Source organism: Pseudomonas sp. S1(2024), from assembly GCF_046557535.1.
The window spans coordinates 13243-31633 of the sequence record NZ_JBKGFP010000108.1; the positions used below are offsets into that span (position 1 = coordinate 13243).

Annotated in this window: 18 protein-coding genes; 10 read left to right on the forward strand and 8 right to left on the reverse strand. The window is 61.9% G+C overall.

Annotation, left to right across the window (positions count from 1 at the left end; genetic code table 11):
• Positions 1-169: 169 nt before the first annotated feature.
• Positions 170-1039 carry a LysR substrate-binding domain-containing protein gene (locus ACLCGK_RS28865; RefSeq protein WP_013972053.1) on the forward strand — a complete coding sequence of 290 codons (870 nt, stop codon included), beginning with the start codon at positions 170-172 and terminating at the stop codon, positions 1037-1039.
• Positions 1040-1195: 156 nt separating this feature from the next.
• The gene (locus ACLCGK_RS28870) at positions 1196-1567 is read left to right on the forward strand and encodes a DUF2784 domain-containing protein (protein WP_247847467.1); all 372 of its coding nucleotides are present in this window, start codon (positions 1196-1198) and stop codon (positions 1565-1567) included.
• Here ACLCGK_RS28870 and tam read toward each other — a convergent pair.
• The 3 genes from tam to ACLCGK_RS28885 all read right to left on the reverse strand — a co-directional run bounded on the left by tam (position 1557) and on the right by ACLCGK_RS28885 (position 3997).
• A complete protein-coding gene (tam, locus tag ACLCGK_RS28875) occupies positions 1557-2333 on the reverse strand; it encodes a trans-aconitate 2-methyltransferase (protein ID WP_410953432.1) in 777 nt (258 codons plus the stop codon). The genes ACLCGK_RS28870 and tam overlap by 11 nt on opposite strands.
• A 129-nt stretch (positions 2334-2462) precedes the next feature.
• Positions 2463-3872, reverse strand: coding sequence for an amino acid permease (locus ACLCGK_RS28880; RefSeq protein ID WP_025338600.1), 1410 nt, complete (start codon positions 3870-3872; stop codon positions 2463-2465).
• A complete protein-coding gene (locus ACLCGK_RS28885) occupies positions 3872-3997 on the reverse strand; it encodes a hypothetical protein (protein WP_410953433.1) in 126 nt (41 codons plus the stop codon). The genes ACLCGK_RS28880 and ACLCGK_RS28885 overlap by 1 nt, the downstream gene beginning before the upstream one ends.
• Before the next feature lie 197 nt (positions 3998-4194).
• Here ACLCGK_RS28885 and ACLCGK_RS28890 point away from each other — a divergent pair, with 197 nt between their 5' ends.
• The 4 genes from ACLCGK_RS28890 to ACLCGK_RS28905 all read left to right on the forward strand — a co-directional run bounded on the left by ACLCGK_RS28890 (position 4195) and on the right by ACLCGK_RS28905 (position 8151).
• Positions 4195-5619 (forward strand): PLP-dependent aminotransferase family protein, encoded by a 1425-nt coding sequence (locus tag ACLCGK_RS28890; RefSeq protein WP_410953434.1) that lies wholly within the window; start codon positions 4195-4197, stop codon positions 5617-5619.
• Between the two features lie 521 nt (positions 5620-6140).
• The gene (locus tag ACLCGK_RS28895; protein ID WP_410953435.1) at positions 6141-6734 is read left to right on the forward strand and encodes a hypothetical protein; all 594 of its coding nucleotides are present in this window, start codon (positions 6141-6143) and stop codon (positions 6732-6734) included.
• Between the two features lie 269 nt (positions 6735-7003).
• Complete coding sequence (locus tag ACLCGK_RS28900) at positions 7004-7888, forward strand: S-type pyocin domain-containing protein (RefSeq protein ID WP_410953436.1); 885 nt, start codon at positions 7004-7006, stop codon at positions 7886-7888.
• Positions 7885-8151 (forward strand): hypothetical protein, encoded by a 267-nt coding sequence (locus tag ACLCGK_RS28905; protein WP_085619215.1) that lies wholly within the window; start codon positions 7885-7887, stop codon positions 8149-8151. The genes ACLCGK_RS28900 and ACLCGK_RS28905 overlap by 4 nt, the downstream gene beginning before the upstream one ends.
• 104 nt (positions 8152-8255) lie before the next feature.
• On the opposite strand, the gene ACLCGK_RS28910 is transcribed toward ACLCGK_RS28905, so the two are convergent.
• From ACLCGK_RS28910 to ACLCGK_RS28920, 3 genes are read right to left on the reverse strand one after another with little or no spacing between them, the layout of a single operon-like run.
• Positions 8256-9275, reverse strand: a complete 1020-nt coding sequence (locus ACLCGK_RS28910) for a histone deacetylase family protein (protein WP_410953437.1) — start codon at positions 9273-9275, stop codon at positions 8256-8258.
• Complete coding sequence (locus ACLCGK_RS28915) at positions 9275-10516, reverse strand: Zn-dependent hydrolase (protein WP_410953438.1); 1242 nt, start codon at positions 10514-10516, stop codon at positions 9275-9277. The genes ACLCGK_RS28910 and ACLCGK_RS28915 overlap by 1 nt, the downstream gene beginning before the upstream one ends.
• Before the next feature lie 30 nt (positions 10517-10546).
• A complete protein-coding gene (locus ACLCGK_RS28920; protein WP_191472875.1) occupies positions 10547-11851 on the reverse strand; it encodes an MFS transporter in 1305 nt (434 codons plus the stop codon).
• 291 nt (positions 11852-12142) lie between these two features.
• On the opposite strand from ACLCGK_RS28920, the gene ACLCGK_RS28925 reads away from it, so the two are divergent.
• Both ACLCGK_RS28925 and ACLCGK_RS28930 read left to right on the forward strand, forming a co-directional pair.
• Entirely contained in the window at positions 12143-13051 is a 909-nt protein-coding gene (locus tag ACLCGK_RS28925) for a LysR family transcriptional regulator (protein ID WP_013972045.1), read from the forward strand.
• A gap of 88 nt (positions 13052-13139) precedes the next feature.
• A complete protein-coding gene (locus tag ACLCGK_RS28930) occupies positions 13140-13535 on the forward strand; it encodes a hypothetical protein (RefSeq protein WP_023662326.1) in 396 nt (131 codons plus the stop codon).
• 215 nt (positions 13536-13750) lie between these two features.
• On the opposite strand, the gene ACLCGK_RS28935 is transcribed toward ACLCGK_RS28930, so the two are convergent.
• Positions 13751-14857 (reverse strand): alkene reductase, encoded by a 1107-nt coding sequence (locus tag ACLCGK_RS28935; protein WP_410953439.1) that lies wholly within the window; start codon positions 14855-14857, stop codon positions 13751-13753.
• Positions 14858-14887: 30 nt separating this feature from the next.
• Complete coding sequence (locus ACLCGK_RS28940; RefSeq protein ID WP_410953440.1) at positions 14888-16081, reverse strand: MFS transporter; 1194 nt, start codon at positions 16079-16081, stop codon at positions 14888-14890.
• 484 nt (positions 16082-16565) lie between these two features.
• Between ACLCGK_RS28940 and ACLCGK_RS28945 the strand changes: the two genes are divergently transcribed.
• The gene (locus ACLCGK_RS28945; protein ID WP_410953441.1) at positions 16566-17552 is read left to right on the forward strand and encodes a zinc-binding dehydrogenase; all 987 of its coding nucleotides are present in this window, start codon (positions 16566-16568) and stop codon (positions 17550-17552) included.
• 107 nt (positions 17553-17659) lie between these two features.
• The gene (locus ACLCGK_RS28950) at positions 17660-18202 is read left to right on the forward strand and encodes a WYL domain-containing protein (protein WP_038409286.1); all 543 of its coding nucleotides are present in this window, start codon (positions 17660-17662) and stop codon (positions 18200-18202) included.
• The last annotated feature ends 189 nt before the right edge of the window (positions 18203-18391 follow it).

Sequence of the window (18391 nt, forward strand, 5' to 3'; positions counted from 1 at the left end):
GCGATGACGAGGCTGTCATCGGGTCAGATGGCGCCGTTTGGGTGCCATGGCCCTGGCGGCACTTGTGGTTCCAGCGTCGGGCTGACATGCATGGAAACAGTTGCGCTAAGATAAATAAAATCGATTTATCGTATTTCACACATAAGCCCAGCTTGTTACTGAGGTCGTCATGTCGGTTTCCCACGCACAACTCAAGGCCTTCCACGCCGTGGCGGTGCACGGCAGCTTTACCCGCGCCGCCGAAAAGCTGTTTCTTACCCAGCCCGCGGTGTCGGACCAGGTGCGCAAACTGGAGGAGCGCTTCGGCGTCTTGCTGTTCCACCGCAACAAGCGTTCGGTGCAGCTCACCGACCTCGGCGAACGCCTGCTGGGCATCAGCCAGCGCCTTTTCGCCTGCGAGGCCGAGGCCCATGAACTGCTGCAGGATTCGCGTGCGCTGCACACCGGCAGCCTGGTGCTGGCGGTGGACGCGCCGGTGCACGTGCTGCCGCAGATCGCCCGCTTCTGCCAGCGCTACCCGGGCATCCAGGTAAAGATCGAGACCGGCAACACCGACGAGTCGCTGGCCCGGCTGTTCAGCTACCAAGCCGACCTGGCCCTGCTGGGGCGGGACGTCGACGATGAGCGGCTGCACTGCCTGCCGCTGCGCCGCGACCCGATGGTGGCGTTTGTCTCGCACCAGCACCCCTGGGCCAGCCGCGGCGCGATCAGCCTGGCGGATCTGGACGATACGCCGCTGGTGCTGCGCGAGCCCGGGTCGGTGACGCGGCAGACGCTGGAAGAAGAAATGCAACGGGCCGGGCTGCGGATTCGCCCGGCGATCCAGGTGGAAGGCCGGGAAGCGGCGCGGGAAGCGGTGGTGGTGGGGATTGGTGTGGGGGTGGTGTCGGCGGCGGAGTTTGGTGCGGATGCGCGGGTGTGCGCGTTGCCGATCGTCGATTGCCAGCGGCACCTGACCGAGACACTGGTGTGCCTGAGCGAGCAGCGCACGCGGCGGGTGGTGGCGACCTTCCTGCAGATGGTGGAGGAAGGGTTGTAAGCCTGTGCCGGCCTCTTCGCGGGCTCGCCCGCTCCCACAGGATCACCACAGGTTTTGAATGCTGTGCGGTGCCTGTGGGAGCGGGCAAGCCCGCGAAGAGGCCGGTACAGGCAACCCAACTATGCTGGGATAACCTCAACCCTCGGCACACAACCCATGCTCTACCGCCTTGCCGCCGACACCCTGGTCCTGCTGCACCTGCTCTTCATCCTGCTGGTGCTGTTCGGCGGCCTGCTGGTACTGCGCTGGCGCCCTGCCCTGCTGCTGCACCTGCCGGCGATGGCCTGGGGCCTGGCGGTGGAATGCCTGCACCTGGGCTGCCCGCTGACCACCTGGGAAAACCGCATGCGCAGCGCGGCTGGTGACGCGGGCTATCAGGGCGGCTTCGTCGAACACTATATCTGGCCGTTGATCTACCCCGCCGGGCTGACACCGCACATCCAGCTGCTGCTGGGCACTTTCGTGCTGCTGCTCAACCTCGGCGTCTACGGTTACGTGGCCTGGCGCTGGCGCCGCCCTAGCGGGTAGCGATCACGAACAGCCGCGGGAACGGCAACAGCACCTTGCCATCGGTGGCCGGCGGGTAGTCGCGTTGCATCGCCTGCAGGTACATCTGCAGGAAATCCGTCTGCTCCTGGGGATCCAACCGCGCCAGGTACGGTCGCAAGGCCGAACCCTTGAACCATTCCACCACGGCTTCGGCACCGCCGACCAACGGGTGGTGGTAAGTGGTGCGCCACACATCCACCCGTGCACACAGCGGGCTGAGCAGGTCGTAGTAGAACGCCGCGCTGTGCCGTGGCGGCAGCTGGAAATCAGCGAACTTCGCCGCCCAAGGTCCCTGGCTGGCGATTTCGCGCAGTTGCCGGTGGGCCGGCTCATCGAGGTTGTCCGGGGTCTGCACGGCCAGGCTGGCACCTTCGCTCAGCTGGCGCACCAGGTGCGGGTACAGCGAGGCGTGGTCGGGTACCCATTGCAGCGAGGCATTGGCCAGGATCAGGTCCTGCGGCTCGGGGGCGGACCAGCCGGCAATGTCAGCGATGACTGTGCGCACGCGGGGGATGCACAGCCGTTTGCGCTCGCGGGCCTTGTCGATCATGTCCGGGTCGCTGTCCAGGGCCGTCACCTGGGCATCCGGGTAACGTTGCAGCAGCACCTCGGTGGAATTGCCAGGGCCACAGCCCAGGTCGGTGGCGTGGCGTACCGGGCGTGCCGGTACAGCGGCCAGCAGGTCACGCACCGCGCGGGTACGCTCGTCTTCGAATTGCGAATACTGGGTGGCGGACCAGGCCATGTGAAGCTCCTTTGGGCGGGCAATGTGTTCAGCATATGCCATGTAACAGGCGGCCATATACCCCTGGCCCAATAACGCAAAACGGCCGGGTCCCCCAGGGAGCCGGCCGTTTCGAGAAGCGAGTGACGCTTAGTGCTGCTTGCCAGTACGGATCTGGTGCACTACACCCATCGCCACCACGATTGCCGCGGCGATACCGGTGGAGATCACCAGGATCTGGTAGTCAGGCATGAAGGCCATGGTTACCAGGGCGGCCACGATGAACGCGATCACCAGGTAGGTCAGCCATGGGAACAGCCACATCTTCAGGCGTACTTCCTTGCCTTCGGCAATCAGCTTGCGGCGCATGCGCAGCTGCGAGAAAGCAATCACCAGGTACACCAGCAGGGCAATCATGCCGGTGGTGTTCATCAGGGTTTCCAGCACGTCTTTCGGGCGCAGGGTCTCGCTGAAGTTGATCAGCGCACACACCACGGCCACGGCGCAAGAACCCATGATCGCGTACACCGGTACACCGGTGCCGGCGCGGGTGATCTTGAAGAACGACGGCGCGTCGCCACGCTGGGCCAGGGAGAACAGCATGCGCGAAGCAGTGTAGTGGCCCGAGATCAGGCAGCTGCTCACCGAGGTCAGCACCACGAAGTTCATCAGCAGCTCGGCATACGGCACGCCCAGCAGCTCCAGGGTGCGGCGGTAGGCGCCATAGCCGGAAACGCCCAGGTGCGGATCGTTCCACGGTACCAGGCAGACGATCAGGAAGATCGAACCCACGTAGAACAGGCACACACGCCAGACCACCGAGTTGGTCGCCTTGACGATCTGCGCAGCCGGGTCCTTGGCTTCGGAAGCGGCGATGGTGACGATTTCCGCGCCGAGGAAGGCGAACATCACCCCGAGCAAGGCACCGATCACTGTGGTGATGCCATTGGGCATGAAGCCTTCGGCGGTGAGGTGGCTGATGCCACGCACTTCACCGAACTGCCAGATGTTCAGCACGGCAGCGGTGCACACGATCAGGAAGCAGACAATCGCGATCACCTTGATCAAGGCGAACCAGAACTCGAACTCACCGTAGTGCTTGACGTTGAAGAAGTTGACGGTGATCAGCAACAGGGTCGTGGCCAGCACGAACACGTTGACGCTGACGTCGGGGAAGAAACCATGCAGGATCTTGCCCGCCACATAAGCTTCCCAGGCCATGAGGATGACCCAGTACCACCAGTACAGCCAGCCGATGGTGAAACCGGCCCAACGGCCGATGGCGCGATCGGCGTAGGTGGAGAACGAACCGGTGTCTGGCGAGGAAGTCGCCATTTCACCCAGCATGCGCATGATCAGTACCACCAGGATGCCGCCTGCCAGGTAGGCCAGCACAGCAGCTGGGCCGGCGCTGTGAATCACGCTGCCGGAACCGACGAACAAGGCGCCGCCGATAACCCCGGCGATCGACATCATCGTCAGGTGGCGCGACTTGAGCGAGGCACTGAGCTTGCTCTCATGCCCGCTTTTCGCGGTGGTGGTTGTGGATGTTGCGTCCATCAGTTGTCTACCCCGTGCTTCTTTTTATCCAAGGAAAACTGTGAAACCCCGATGGCTGGCGGTTTCACGTACATCAGTGCTAATGCGCGCAGGATGGTGTGAGCGAACACACGCAGGCCTTCCATGGCGGCCTGCTGACGCGCCCCAGGGCAGGCGCCTGGAGCGAACTGAACATGCTTTAGGTGGCGATATCTGACACCTAATGTAAAAATGTCCGACGCAGAGAGCCATGCACAGTGGCATGAAACTCGCACTGCACTGTACAGGTCGCCCTTGCAATACACCTTGCAAACGCCGGGCGATACGCAACCTGAAGGCCCAAATGTTCGAATTACATCCAGACTCCTCGACCCCGCTGGTGAACCAGATCATCGACGGGCTGCGCGAGTTGATCGACAACCAGACCCTCAAGCCAGGCGCCAAGGTCCCCTCGATCCGCGCCTTTGCCGCGAGCTATTCGGTGAGCACCTTCACCGTGGTCGAGGCCTACGACCGTCTGGTCGCCCAGGGCCTGCTGGTGAGCCGGGGCAATGCGGGGTTCTTCGTCAACCGCGCGGCGGGCGAATTGCTCGACCCGCACAACGCCGAGGCCGACACCAGTCGACCAACGTTCAACTCCGAGTGGTACCTGCAGCAGATCTTCGAAATCCGCCAATTGCCGTTCAAGCCCGGGTGCGGCTGGCTGCCCAACGACTGGATGTATGAAGACGGCCTGCGCCGCGGCCTGCGCCAGGTGGCCGGCAGCCCGCTGGAGCTGTCGGGCTACGGCGACCCCATGGGCCTGATGGAGCTGCGTGCACTGACCGCACAGAACCTGCAGCAGGAACTGTCGATCGTCGCCAACCCGGCGCAGCTGATGCTTACCCATGGCGCCAGCCAGGCCCTGGACCTGGCCGCGCGCACCCTGGTGCGCCCGGGCGACGTGGTGCTGGTGGACGACCCCGGTTACCCCAACCTGATGAGCATCCTGCGTACCCAGGGCGCGACCCTGGTCGGCGTGCCGCGCACACCGGCCGGCTACGACCTGAACCAGCTGGAGCAGTTGCTCACCCATCACCGCCCCACTGCATTCTTCACCCAGCCGCACCTGCACAGCCCGACCTGCTCGCGCACGCCGCTACCGCAGCTGCACCGCCTGCTGCAACTGGCCAGCCAGCACGGCTTCCGCCTGGTGGAGAACAACCTGTACGCAGACATGGTCACCGAACCGCAGCCGTGCCTGGCCAGCCTCGACCACCTGCAGCAGGTGGTGTACGTGGGCAGCTACTCCAAGAGCATTTCGCCCAATGTGCGGGTCGGCTACATGCTGGCCAACCCCGAGCTGATGCAGAAGCTGCTGCACCTGAAAATGCGCTCTGGCCTGACCACCTCGCAGGTGATGGAGCGCGTGGTGTATGCCGCGATCATCGACGGGCGCTGGCGCAAGCACCTCAAGCGCCTGCGCCAGCGGCTGGCCGAGGCGCACCAGGAAGTTGGCCGGCATCTGCATCGGCTGGGCTTCGAGCTGTTCATCGAGTCGGATGAAGGGATGTATATCTGGACCCGCCACCCGGCGATTCCAGACAGCGCGGCGTTGCTGGATGATGCGCTGGAGAAAGGCATCATGCTCGGGCCTGGGCAGTTGTTCATGGTCGATGCCAAAGCGACCGGGTGGATGCGGTTCAACGTGGCGTTCAGTACCGAGCCGGCGATGTGGGAGTTGCTGGAGAAGGTGTTGGTGAAGCATGTGCGGCGGGGTGGGGTGTAGTTCGCCGCAACCTTTTCAGCACCTGTGAGATCGAGCGCCGCTCTGCACATCAACTAGGCCTAGGCGTGCAGTGGGGGGGGGAACAGGGGAACTGGGGGATTCTCTGGTGCTTGCAGTCTGTGCAGGGATTGCCCAAGGGATGGCGCCTGATGCGAAGATTCTGGTTCCCCCAGCCTACGCCTGCCACCGATAGCTGCACACTCCACGCTTGAGCCACGCTGGCTTCTTCACGGACATGCCCGCTGCCACAGGTGCAGGCCAACTCCCTCCGCAGTCTGCGTCACCTATTCCATAAACCTCAGGGATACTTCAGCCAACGAGTGCCTATAACAAAAACTAGATGTCTAACTCCCTTGATCCAACAGCTTAACCCATCTTCTTACACCCACCAGCCATCGGCATCTACGATTTCTGTTGGTGTCGCGCTCGCTACTCAATAGCAGTGCATCTATTCCACCTGCCGCCCTTCTTGCGAAAGCCTCAAGGTTTAGTACCTCAAGGCTTCTTCAAGGGAAATAGACGTGACCTCACGCAGAACACTAACAAGCCAGGAACTGCAAGAAATATACTCAGCCGCGCCTTTTACATATGACTTTGAGGACATCCTTTCTTGGGACAGCCCGTTCACACTACCTATAACACCGCCGAACATAGCATCGCTTTCATATGATGCGCTCAGCGACAACGCAACGACCATTGCGAAAAATGTGATACAGGAAATCGAGGCTACCTGCCCAGTGAGCACTCCTGGATTTGAGAACTATTTGAATAAACATTATTCAGACATAAGACAATCCTACCCAGACCAGGCAAGCCAACTTTACGCCCAAAAGAAATTCCTCCTGCTCCTTTATAACAAAACCCACAAACAAACCATCCGCAATATCAACCTATACTTAGCAGAACACATATATACAATAGGCATTGACGAAGCAGCACTGCATTTCGAAAACGTCGTTCACTTTAACCACCGGCACGACCAAGACTTCTATATGATCGAGGAAGATTTGTACTTTTTAATGAGCAGCATTACTGCCGCGCAAATTGAAATAGTACTAAATCGCTGCCTTGAAAAAATAAAAAAGGAATACGAAAACCTCCAGCAGAAACCATAATAATATTAAGAAACAACCACAACAAAGACAGTCAAGGCAATTCCATCACCTTAAAACCCAACTCCGGAATAGTGCTAAGCTCAACATTAACCACAATATCAACTAACCCAATCAGATTTGGCAGCCTTCAGAGCCATATCCTTAGAGGAATAGAGAAAGTTAAGACACTGGGCATTACTGCAACCCCAATCTTCAGGCTGGGCATAGGTCTATTTTTTTATTCATCAGAATTAGGAAACGCTGATTTGTACCATGGCTCAGCCCTGAGCATGCCTGCTGAACTACTCATTCCTGATTTGCCTACGAATATTCATGACATTGCGCTTAAGCACGGGACAATTGAATCACCGCTACGAATAAATGCCAATCTGGACACGTATACACTTACGAACCGCACAAACTCCACAAGTGCTGAAAAAAAGGTGCCTGTACGCCCCTTAGTAATGGATAAAGAAGGCAATAGCTACACATCGATTCCATCGAGTGATTTTCCAATCAGGCTCAGCTTCCCCATTCATACCGAGAACGGGTCGTCAACTACAACCCCCAGTGACCCGATACTGTCGGACCCCTATGAGGGGGTCAATCTCAGACCCGCATGGATAGAAGCGACACCGCTCCCTGCCTATGAACCACCGAATTATAAAGACTGTATTTACTGCTTCCCGCCAGAATCTGGTCTGCCACCACTGTACGTAGTTTTCAATTCTCCCTATCCCGACGCAACAACCATAGGCACTTATAGCGGGCGAGCTTATAATCCAGACAAAGCAGGTGGACCTATCGAGCGACTGGATTGGCGCGAGGTCAAAATCACAGCGACAGGCATCGAATTAGTCAAATTACACACAAGCCGCTTCGGCCCGTCCGATGCAAATGACATCATGATCAACAGGCTGGAAAAAATCCTACAGGGCAAGTTGCAAGAAACGGACACCGACAAGCGCTTTTACACACATGAGATAAGGGAGTTGGAGCGCTTTCGCACCCTTGAAATACCAGATAAAATCAGGCCGAACGATGATGGTGAAGCATGGAACAATACACACGCTGCAACACTGGAAGACTACCAACTCACCTCGGAGCTCGAACTGCTTTACACACCAGAAGCAATTGAAGCAGATGACCAGCAGATCGCACGAGAGAACAAATGAACACTATTAGCGAAATAATCACCAACGAAAGCCCCACCGATATAATTCTGTGGCTTGTCAGGCAAAATGGCATTTCTCATCCACGACTCGACAATCTATACAATCGAAATGGATGGGTGAACATTGGCGACTGCCTACAACTCATTAACCTGATTAAGAAAATGAGTGACGAAGGTTTGATACAGCGTGGTGGAAATGGCTATATCAAAGGTCCAAACTGGCGAGAGCCTGAATTCTTGACCCAAAAAAGATATGAGCTATAAGCAGAACTGATTCCAGAGCCCAGCACGTACATCCTCGTTCACCGAGACCGAGTATCATCACAGACGCCGGCAGCGACAACACAGCTGCCGGCATATAGCACTTATCACCAATCTGCTTTATCAGCAAAGAACCCCAGCACATTCGCCTCCAGGCTCTCCAGGTGATACCCCCCTTCCTGCACGATCAGGCACGGCAAGCGCATCGCCCGAATCCGCTCGCCCAATACCGCAAACCCTTCAGTCGTCACCGCCACCTTGCTCTGCGGGTCGAGTTCGTAGATATCGAACCCCAGCGACAACACCAGCACCTCGGCGCCAAAGTCCTTCACCGCCGCCAGCGCGATCTCCAGCTGGCCCATGAAGTCCGCTTCGCTAGCCCCATGCGCCATCGGCAAGTTGAGGTTGTACCCCTCCCCCGCACCGCTGCCACGCTCGTCCGCGAACCCGGCCACACCTGGGTAGAAATTGGTGGGGTCGCCATGCACCGACACATACAGCACATCCCGGCGGTCGTAGAAGATTTCCTGAATCCCCTGCCCGTGGTGCATGTCGGTATCGAGGATGGCCACGCGGCTGTAGCGGCTGCGCAAGGCCTGGGCAGCGACAGCGGCGTTGTTGAGGTAGCAGAAACCACCGGCCGCATCGAAGCGCGCATGGTGGCCTGGCGGCCGGCACAGGGCATAGGCCGCCGGCTCGCCGTCGAGAATGGCCTTGGCACCGGCCACTGCGCTTTGCGCAGACCAATAGGCCGAGCGCCAGGTGTGTTCGCCTACAGGGCAGCTGCCGTCAGCCAGGTAGCGCCCGGCCCGGGCGAGGATGCCGCGCAAGGCGTTGGGTTCACGCACGAAGATGTTGGACATGACCTCGTCGCCCCAGTCCTCGGGCACTTCCTTCCAGCGCGCATGGGCCTCTTCGAGGAAGGCCAGGTAGGCCTCGCCATGCACTGCCTTGAGCGGCTCGAGGCCGGCGTCCTCAGGCTGACGGATGTCGAAGCCCAGATCCTTGGCCGCCTGCAGCAGGCGCTGGGCACGCTCGGGGACTTCCTGCGGGGTGCGCATGGCGCCGCGCGAGTAGTAGCTGCGTGGGTGGTGCAGCAGTTGTTCGGGGTGGAAGTAACAACGCATCAGGCATCTCCTTGTTCGATACGGCCCGCGCGGGCCAGCACGGCATTGAGCAGTACATCGGCACCCTGGCGGGCGTCGTCGGGCAACACGTCTTCGGCTTCGTTGTGGCTCAGGCCGCCGACACAGGGAATGAACACCATGGCGGTCGGGCAGTAGCGGGCCAGCAGGATGGCGTCGTGGCCGGCACCGCTGACGATCGACTGCTGGGGATAGCCGAGGCCATCCACCGCCTGCTGCACGGCGGCTACGCAATCGGCATCGAATGGCGTGGCCGGGCTTATCCAGTGGCGCTCGATACGCACCTGCAACCCGCGCTGATTGGCGATGGCTTGCAGCTTCAACGTCAGGTCGCGTTCCATCGCCTCGATGGCTTCATCCCGGTGATGACGCAGGTCGACGGTGAACTGCAGCAGCCCCGGAATGGTGTTACGCGAGGACTTGGCGATGGACAGTTCACCCACCGTGGTCAGGCCTTCAGGGGCAAAATCGGCAGCCAGTTGCTCGACCGCCCGGATCATCCGTGCGGTGCCGAACAGGGCATCCTTGCGCAGCGGCATCGGCGTGGTGCCGGCATGTGCGGCCATGCCTTCGACCGTGACGTCGAGCCATCGGATAGCCTGCCCACCGCTGACCACGCCAATGGCCTTGGCGTTGTCTTCAAGGATCGGACCTTGCTCGATATGCGCCTCGAAATAGGCATCGACCTGGCCGCCCAGCGGGCGCCGGCCGGCGTAACCGGTGCGTTGCAGTTCGTCGGCGACGCTGATGCCATCGGCGTCGCGAATGGCCAGCGCTTCGTCCAGCGCCAGGGTACCGGTGAATACCGCCGAACCGAACATGGCCGGGGTGAAGCGGGCGCCCTCCTCGTTGGTCCATACGGCGATCTCCAGCGGCTTGCGCGTCTGGATGTTCAGGTCATTGAGCCGGCGCACCACTTCAAGGCCTGCCAGCACACCGTAGACGCCATCGAAACGGCCGCCCTCAGGTTGGGTGTCAAGGTGGCTGCCCATCATCACCGGCGCTGCATCGGGGTCGCTGCCAGCGCGGCGGGCGAACAGGTTGCCGATGGCATCCACAGTCAGCGTCAGGCCGGCTTCGCGGCACCAGTGGCTGAACAGTTCACGGCCAGCCTTGTCCTCGTCGCTCAGGGCCAGGCGGCAGCTGCCGCCACGGGCGGTAGCGCCGATTTCGGCCATGGCCATCAGGCTCGCCCACAGGCGTTCGCCATTGCTTTTCAACATGTGCGGGTACTCCAGAAAAAAGCGGTTCGATCAGGCCAGTTCCAGGCGCTGGCTGCGGGCGTACTGGCGCGCCAGGGCGAGCACGCAGACCAGCGAAATAGTGGCGATCAGGGTGTAGAACACCGCCATCGGCCACCATTGGCCGGTGAAGGTGTGGGCCAGCCAGGTACCGATCAGCGGAGTCAGGCCGCCCGCGATGGCGCCGCAGATCTGGTAGGCCAGGGAAATGGCGGTGTAGCGCACGCGGGTGTCGAACATGCCGCTGACGTAGCCGGCGATCACCGCGTAGAACGACGCCATGCACGCGGCGGCCAGGGCGATGCCGAGTACGATCAATGGGCCCTGGCCCGAGCTGACCAGCACGAACATCGGGTAAGGCGAGGCCATCGCCAGCAGCGCGACCAGGGCCAGGAAGCGGGTGGCGCCGATCTTTTCCGATAGCCAGGCAGCCAACGGCTGTACGCAGAACTGGATGATCGCCACAAAGAACAGGCACTCCAGGATCAACGAACGCTCCAGGTGCAGCTGCTGGGTGGTGTAGCTGATCATGAAGGTGTTGGTGAAGTAGACCCCGGCAATACCCAGGGTATTGGCACCGATGCACAGCAACAGCGGGCGCCAGGCCGTGCGCAGCACTTCGAATACCGGTGCCTGCTCCTTGCGCCGGGCCTTTTCCGCCTGCTCGCGGCTGGCGATGAACTCGGGCGACTCATTCACCCCCAGGCGAATCGCCAGGCCCACCAGCAGCAACAGTGCGCTGGCCAGGAATGGCACGCGCCAGCCCCAGTTCATCAGGTCTTCTTCCGGCAGGCGGGTGACCGCGCCGAAGGCCAGCAGCGACAGGATCAGGCCCGCCGGGCTGCCCAGCTGGGCGAACGAAGCAAAGAAGTTGCGCCGGCCCTTGGGCGCATGCTCACCGGCCATCAGCACCGCCCCGCCCCACTCGCCGCCCACGGCAATGCCCTGGACGATGCGCAGCAGGATCAGCAGTACCGGCGCGGTGGCGCCGATTTGTGCGTAGGTCGGCAGCAGGCCGATGCCCACGGTGACGATGCCCATCATCAGCAAGGTGATGACCAGCGACTTCTTGCGGCCGATACGGTCGCCCACGTGGCCGAAGACGATGCCACCCAGCGGCCGGGCGAAGAAGCCGACGGCGAAGGTACCGAACGCGGCCATGGTGCTGAACAGGCTGTTGTCGGAGGGGAAGAACAGCGCGCCGAACACCAGGGCGGCGGCGGTGGCGTAGATGTAGAAGTCGTACCACTCGATCATGGTACCGATGAACGCGGCGGCGGCGGCACGGCGTGGCTGGGGGGAAGCGGTGGGCTTCATGGGGGCTCCTTTGCTTGTTGTTCTGGCAGGAGTTGTCAGGGGCACGGGGGCGCTCTTGTGGCGCTTGGCCTGTTGAATCGGTGTTGGATTCTTCGCGGGCTCGCCCGCTCCCACAGGTACTGCGCAGCATTCGAAACTTGTGGTAACCCTGTGGGAGCGGGCAAGCCCGCGAAGAATCCAACACCGACTCGGCAGGCCTCGATATCTGCGATTTATCGGCCCGGGGCTATGATTAGTCAATTTTCTATTTATTATTCGAAATATTAGCCTTGCTTATTATCGAGCCCTGCCATGCCCGACCGTCTGCTCAACGACCGCCTCGACTGGAACCTGCTGCGCACCTTCCGGGTCATCGGCCAGGAGCTGTCCATCAGCCGTGCGGCCGCCCGCCTGCACCTCACCCAGCCGGCAGTGAGCCAGGCGCTCAAGCGCCTTGAAGAACAGCTTGGCCGCCAGCTCATCGCCCGCCGCGGGCCGCGCTTCGTGCTGACGGAAATGGGCGAGCAGCTGTTCCAGCTGGCTGGCGAGGTCTATGGGCAGATGTCGCAGATCGGCGGCTTGCTGGAGCAGCCGGCGGACGAACTGGTGGGCAAGGTACGCCTGCTGATGATCAGCCGTATCGTCAACGAACACTTCGACGACTTCCTCGCCGACTTCCACCGCCAGCACCCGCGGGTGGAGCTGGAGATCGACGTGATGCGCAGCTCCGACATCGTTGCCGCCCTGCAGGAGAAAACCGCCACGGCGGGCCTCAGCCTTAACCGGCGTGCGCAGCCACGGCTGGAGCAACGGTTGTTCCTGCGCCAGCGCTATGCGTTCTTCTGTGGCAAGCACCATGCCCTGTTCGGCCAGGACGAAGGCGACCTGCAGCGGGAGAATTTCGTCAGTTTCACCAGTGACCAGATTGGCGGCATGCTGTCGCCACTGACCATTTTCCGCGACCAGCAGGGGTTTGCCGGGCGGATCGTGGCCTCGTCACCAAGCCTTGAGGAGGTACGCCGGCTGGTGATTGCCGGGTTTGGCATAGGTTGCCTGCCCGAGCATGTGGTAGCGCCGGATGTAGACGCCGGGTTGCTGTGGAAGCTGCCGCCGCAGGAAGGGATTGCCGATGTGGATATCCACCTGTTGTGGAACAGGGAGCAGCGCTTCAGCCGCGCGGAAGAGGTGTTTATCGAGGCGTTGCAGCACAGCCTTGACTGAACGCAGAGCTGGGGTAGACGAGCACTGGACACGATAGTGGCCAATTAGTAGCATCCAGCCCAACTGAACATTACGGACAATCTCAGTCATGGATCGAGCTACCGGGGTCATTCGACGCCCTATTCATCACCCCATCCGCCCCTTGATCACTTGGGAAGAAGCATGGAAGGGGCCCGACGAGGGCTTGATCCGCTGCTGGGAGATTGGCCGTGAGCGGGCTCTGGCCCAGCCAGAACTTGCCCGGCACTGCGCCGATGGCGCGCTCCCGGTGCTAGGTTGGAAAGGTGGCCATGATCGCGCATTGAAGAAACCGATGAAGTACGGTTCGTTCAAGTACCTGGCGCAATGGCAGGGCCTTCGCGGCGAGGATCTGTTCATCGATACGCGAACAGAGCTTACCCTGACCTGTAATCACACCGGCATGCTGACAACGTTCACACCGGACCAGGAAAAATACGCCAACGCTGTGATGCTGATGGAGTAAAACAGGGAATGGCGGCCTTGCAGGAACTTCAGTGAAGCAGGCTTTTTCACTAAGAACTTTTACACCCTACCTCGAAATTGCACGGTCACTGTGGGAGCGGGTTCACCCGCGAAGCAGGCGACACGGTGGATGGCACCGGCGTTGCCGGTGTTCGCGGCTAAAGCCGCTCCCACAGGTACAGCGTGAGCCCGCTCCTACAGAAGTAGAGCCTGAAGTCAGGCTGTTGCCAGTGGCGGGTAGTCGGTCAGGCCATGGGCATCACCACCGAACAGCGTGGCCCGTTCGTGCTCGGCCAGGGGCGCATTCAGCTTCAGCCGCGCCGGCAGGTCCGGGTTGGCCACGAATGGCCGGCCGAAGCCGACCAGGTCAGCCCAGCCCTCCTCCAGCGCGCGCCGTGCACGTTCGCCGGTGTATTTGCCGGCATACACCATCACCCCGGGGAACACCGCCCGCAGCTGTTGCTTGAAGTCCACCGGCATGTCCGGCGCGTCATCCCAGTCGGCTTCGGCAATGTGCAGGTAGCCGATGCCGATTTCGCCCAGGCGCTTGGCCGCTGCGGTATAGGTGGTGACCGGGTCGGCATCGACACAGCCATTGAGCGTGGTCAGCGGCGCCAGGCGTACGCCTACACGCTGGGCGTCGCCGGTACCTTCGACCAGCGCACGGGTGACCAGGTCGAGGAAACGCAGGCGGTTTTCCAGCGAACCGCCGTAGCGGTCGGTGCGGTCGTTGGCGCCGGAATCGAGGAACTGGTTGACCAGGTATCCGTTGGCCGCGTGCAACTCGACACCGTCAAAACCGGCGGCCATGGCGTTGCGCGCAGCCTGGCGGTATTGCTCGATGATCTCGGCAATTTCCGCTTCGCTCAACGCGCGCGGCTTGGAAGCCTGGACAAAGCCTGGCGTGCCGTCGGCATTGTCGATGAACACATTCACGCCTTCGGCCTGCATCGCCGAGGACGACACCGGTGCCTGGCCACCAAGCAGGCTGCTGTGGCTGAGGCGGCCGACGTGCCAGAGCTGGGCGAACATGCGCCCGCCCGCGGCATGCACAGCCTCGGTGACCTGGCGCCAGCCGTCGATTTGCGCCTGGGTGTGGATACCCGGGGTGCGGGCGTAACCCTTGCCCAGTGGCGAGATCCAGGTGCCTTCACTGACGATCAGCCCGGCACTGGCGCGTTGTGCGTAGTACTCGGCCATCAGCGCGGTCGGTACATCGCCAGGCTGGGCAGCGCGGGAGCGGGTCATCGGTGGCATCAGCACGCGGTTGGGCAGGTTAAGGGCGCCGAATTGCAGGGGTTGGAACAGTGGATCTTGAGCCATTGCGAGCATCTCCGTAAGGCGAATCAGGGGTCAGGCGCGGCTGACGACAGGTGGTGACTGGGCAGGTACGCGGCGGTCGAGGCGGCCGCTGTACAGGGTCAGGGTCAGGGCACCGAGGGTGACCAGCGCGGCAATCCATGGGGTGTGGCCGAGGCCGAGTTGTTGCACCACCTGGGCACCGCCCCAGGAGCCACCGGCCACACCCAGGTTGAAGGCGGCGATGTTGAAACCGGCCGCCACGTCGACTGCGTCGGGGGCGACCTTTTCCGCCTGCTGCACCACGTACACCTGCAGCCCCGGCACATTGCCGAAGGCCACCGCGCCCCAGGCCAGTACGGTGATTACCACCAGCACCGGATGCGGCGCGGTGAAGGTCAGCGCCAGCAGCACCACGGCCAGCAGCAGGAAGATGATCGACAATGCCTTGACCGGGCCTTTGCGGTCGGCCAGGCGGCCGCCCCAGATGTTGCCAAGGGCAACCGAAACGCCGTAGGCGAGCAGCACCAGGGCGACGCTATTGGCGCCGAAGCCGGCGATGTCCTGCAGGATCGGGGCAAGGAAGGTAAAGGCGATCAGCGAGCCGCCGTAACCCACGGCAGTCATGGCATACACCAGCAGCAGGCGCGGTTGCAGCATCACCCGCAGTTGGCGCAGCAGCGGTGCCGGCTGGCTGTGCTGGATGCGCTTGGGCACGAACAGCAGTGCGCCGAGCAGCGCTACCAGGCCGAAGGCAGCCACCACCAGGAAGGTCACGCGCCAGCCGAAGTGCTGGCCGATGAAGGTACCCAGCGGGATACCGGTGACGAAGGCCACGGTCATGCCACTGAACATGGTGGCGATGGCGCTGGCGGCTTTTTCTTTCGGCACCAGGCTGGTGGCGATGATCGAGCCCACCGAGAAGAACACCCCGTGGGCCAGGCCGGTGAGGATGCGCGCCATGATCAGCGATTCGTAGCTGGGCGCCTGCCAGGCCACCAGGTTACCGGCTGTGAACAGCGCCATCAGGCCGACCAGCAGCAGCTTGCGCGGGACGCGGCCGGTCATGGCGGTGAGCAGGGGCGCGCCGATGGCGACGCTGAGGGCGTAAAGGCTTACCAGCAGGCCGGCCGAAGGCAGTGTCACTGCCAGGTCATTGGCGATGGTCGGGATGAGGCCGACGATCACGAACTCCGTGGTGCCGATGGCGAAAGCCGCCAGGGTCAGGGCTAACAAGGCGAGAGGCATTTGAGAATCACCTGTGGAAGGTTGGGATGGGTGGATTCTCGGGGGACGTGGGGATGGGAAAAAGATGGGCACGGGACAATGAGTTTTGATCTGGAAGCAAAGGTTGCGATTGGGCTGTTGCGAAAGGGTCAATCTTTTGTGTTGGCTGACAGACGCATTCGCGGGCACGCCCGCTCCCACAGGTACGGCGCTGCACTTGAAAGTACGCTGTACCTGTGGGAGCGCGCGTGCCCGCGAATGGAGGGCGAAGCCCTGCCCGAATGGCACGCTTGAAAATAAATTTCTAAAGACAGTTGCTCCCACCGGAATTGCACAGGCTCCAGGCTGGTGCTGTACCTGTGGGAGCTGGCTTGCCTGCGATGGGCCGCACAGCGGCCCCGCTTTTTTGTCCTCTAGTCAAAACACCTTGCCCTCACCGCACCTTTTTCCCACGCCCGAACCCCGCTAGCCTGCCGCCCACACCCGTCTCGTAAGGACCCGCACCATGCCAACCGATCATCAAGCCTGGGCCTGGACCCCGAACGCCGGCCTCGACGGCCTGCAACTGCTGCGTAAACCCGTGCCACAACCCGGCTCCGGTGAGGTGCTGGTGGCCAACCGCGCCATTGCCCTCAACCCGGTGGACTGGAAAATCTGCGAGTGGGGCCACCCGGCCTGGCAGCAGGGCACGGTCCCGGGCGTGGATGGCGCCGGTGTGGTAGTCGCGGTTGGCGCAGGCGTCGACATGCCGTTGGGCAGCCGCGTCGCCTACCACCAATCGCTGGCGCGTGACGGCAGTTTTGCCGAGCACTGCCTGCTCGATGCCAGCCTGGTCATGCATATCCCCAGTGCGCTCGGCGACACCGCCGCGGCCGCCGTGCCCTGCCCCGCCCTGACCGCCTGGCAGGCCCTGGCCAAGGTACCCGAAGGTGCCAGCCGCGACGTGCTGGTGATCGGCGCCGGTGGCGCGGTGGGCTTCTACCTCGCGCAGCTGGCCGCGCAGCGTGGTCTGCGCGTGTGGGCCAGTGCCGGCCAACACCACCACGCCTCGCTCAAGGCCCTCGGTGTGAGCGGGGTGTTCGACTACCACGACGCCGACTGGCAGAACCAACTGCAGGCCGCCCTGGGCGAGCGCCCGCTGCATGCCCTGTTCGACACCGTCAGCGGCGCCCATGCCGGCAGCCTGGCCCACCTGCTCGGCTACAACGGCCACCTCGTGTGCATCCAGGACCGCCAGGAAACCGCACCAACGCCTGCTTTCAGCACGGCGATCTCGCTGCATGAAGTGGCGCTCAACAGCATTCATGCCTACGGCCAATTGGCAGACCGCCAAGCCCTGCGCGTGGCCGGTGAAAAATTGCTGCAGGCCATTGCCGATGGTCGCCTGATCGCGCCACAGCGCCGCGAGTTCACCTTCTCTGCTTTGCCACAGGCTCTGCGGCAGCTGAAAGAGGGCCAAGGCACAGGCAAATGGGTGACGCGCCTGGACTGAACGCCAAATGCGAAAACTTGGATCCCATTCTGCTACAAGGTATGCTGAGCAATAGCTAAACGCCACTACTTAGGCAGGCTTCGTGCCTGCCTTCAAGGACGAGCCCTTTGCCCAGCCACCCTACCCGCCACACCATCGCCCGCCAGTGGCAGCTGCTAAAGCTGCTGCCAGGCCGTCACCCGGGGATGAGTTCCACCCAGTTGCAGGCCGCCCTGACCACCGTTGGCTATATCACCAGCAAACGCACGGTCGAACGCGACCTGGTCGAACTCGCGGCACTGTTCCCGCTGCAGTGCAACAGCAAAGGCATGCCCTACGGCTGGTACTGGCAAGCGGGCCTGAACCCTGGCGAAGCGCAACAGCTGCAGCCCGATGCGCTCTCACCTGCGGAACAGGTCGAGTTGCACGCCTGGGTCGATGATGCCCTTGCCCGGCGCCTTGAGGCGTCGCCACTGTCGGCAGATATGCAACTGACGCTGCAGGCGGAAGGTGGTGCCATCCTGGTAGCTACCGTCGACGACAACCGCTCGCTGATGGGCTGGCTGCTGTCCCAGGCCGGCTCGATCCGCGTGCAGGCGCCGCAGGCATTGCGACAGGCCATGCTCGTGCAGTTGCGCCAGAGCCTGGCGCTGCACGAGGGTGGTTGTTGACCGGCAAGAACACCAACCCCGTGGCGATTCACTGACTATCAGTGCCATTGGGCACTGACCTGTAGGAGCAGCCTTGTGCTGCGAAGAGGCCGGTACTGACCAAACATGTGTATCGCTCGTACCGGCCTCTTCACAGCACAAGGCTGCTCCTACAAATGTGTATGACTGAAAAAACGGGTAACGATCTGC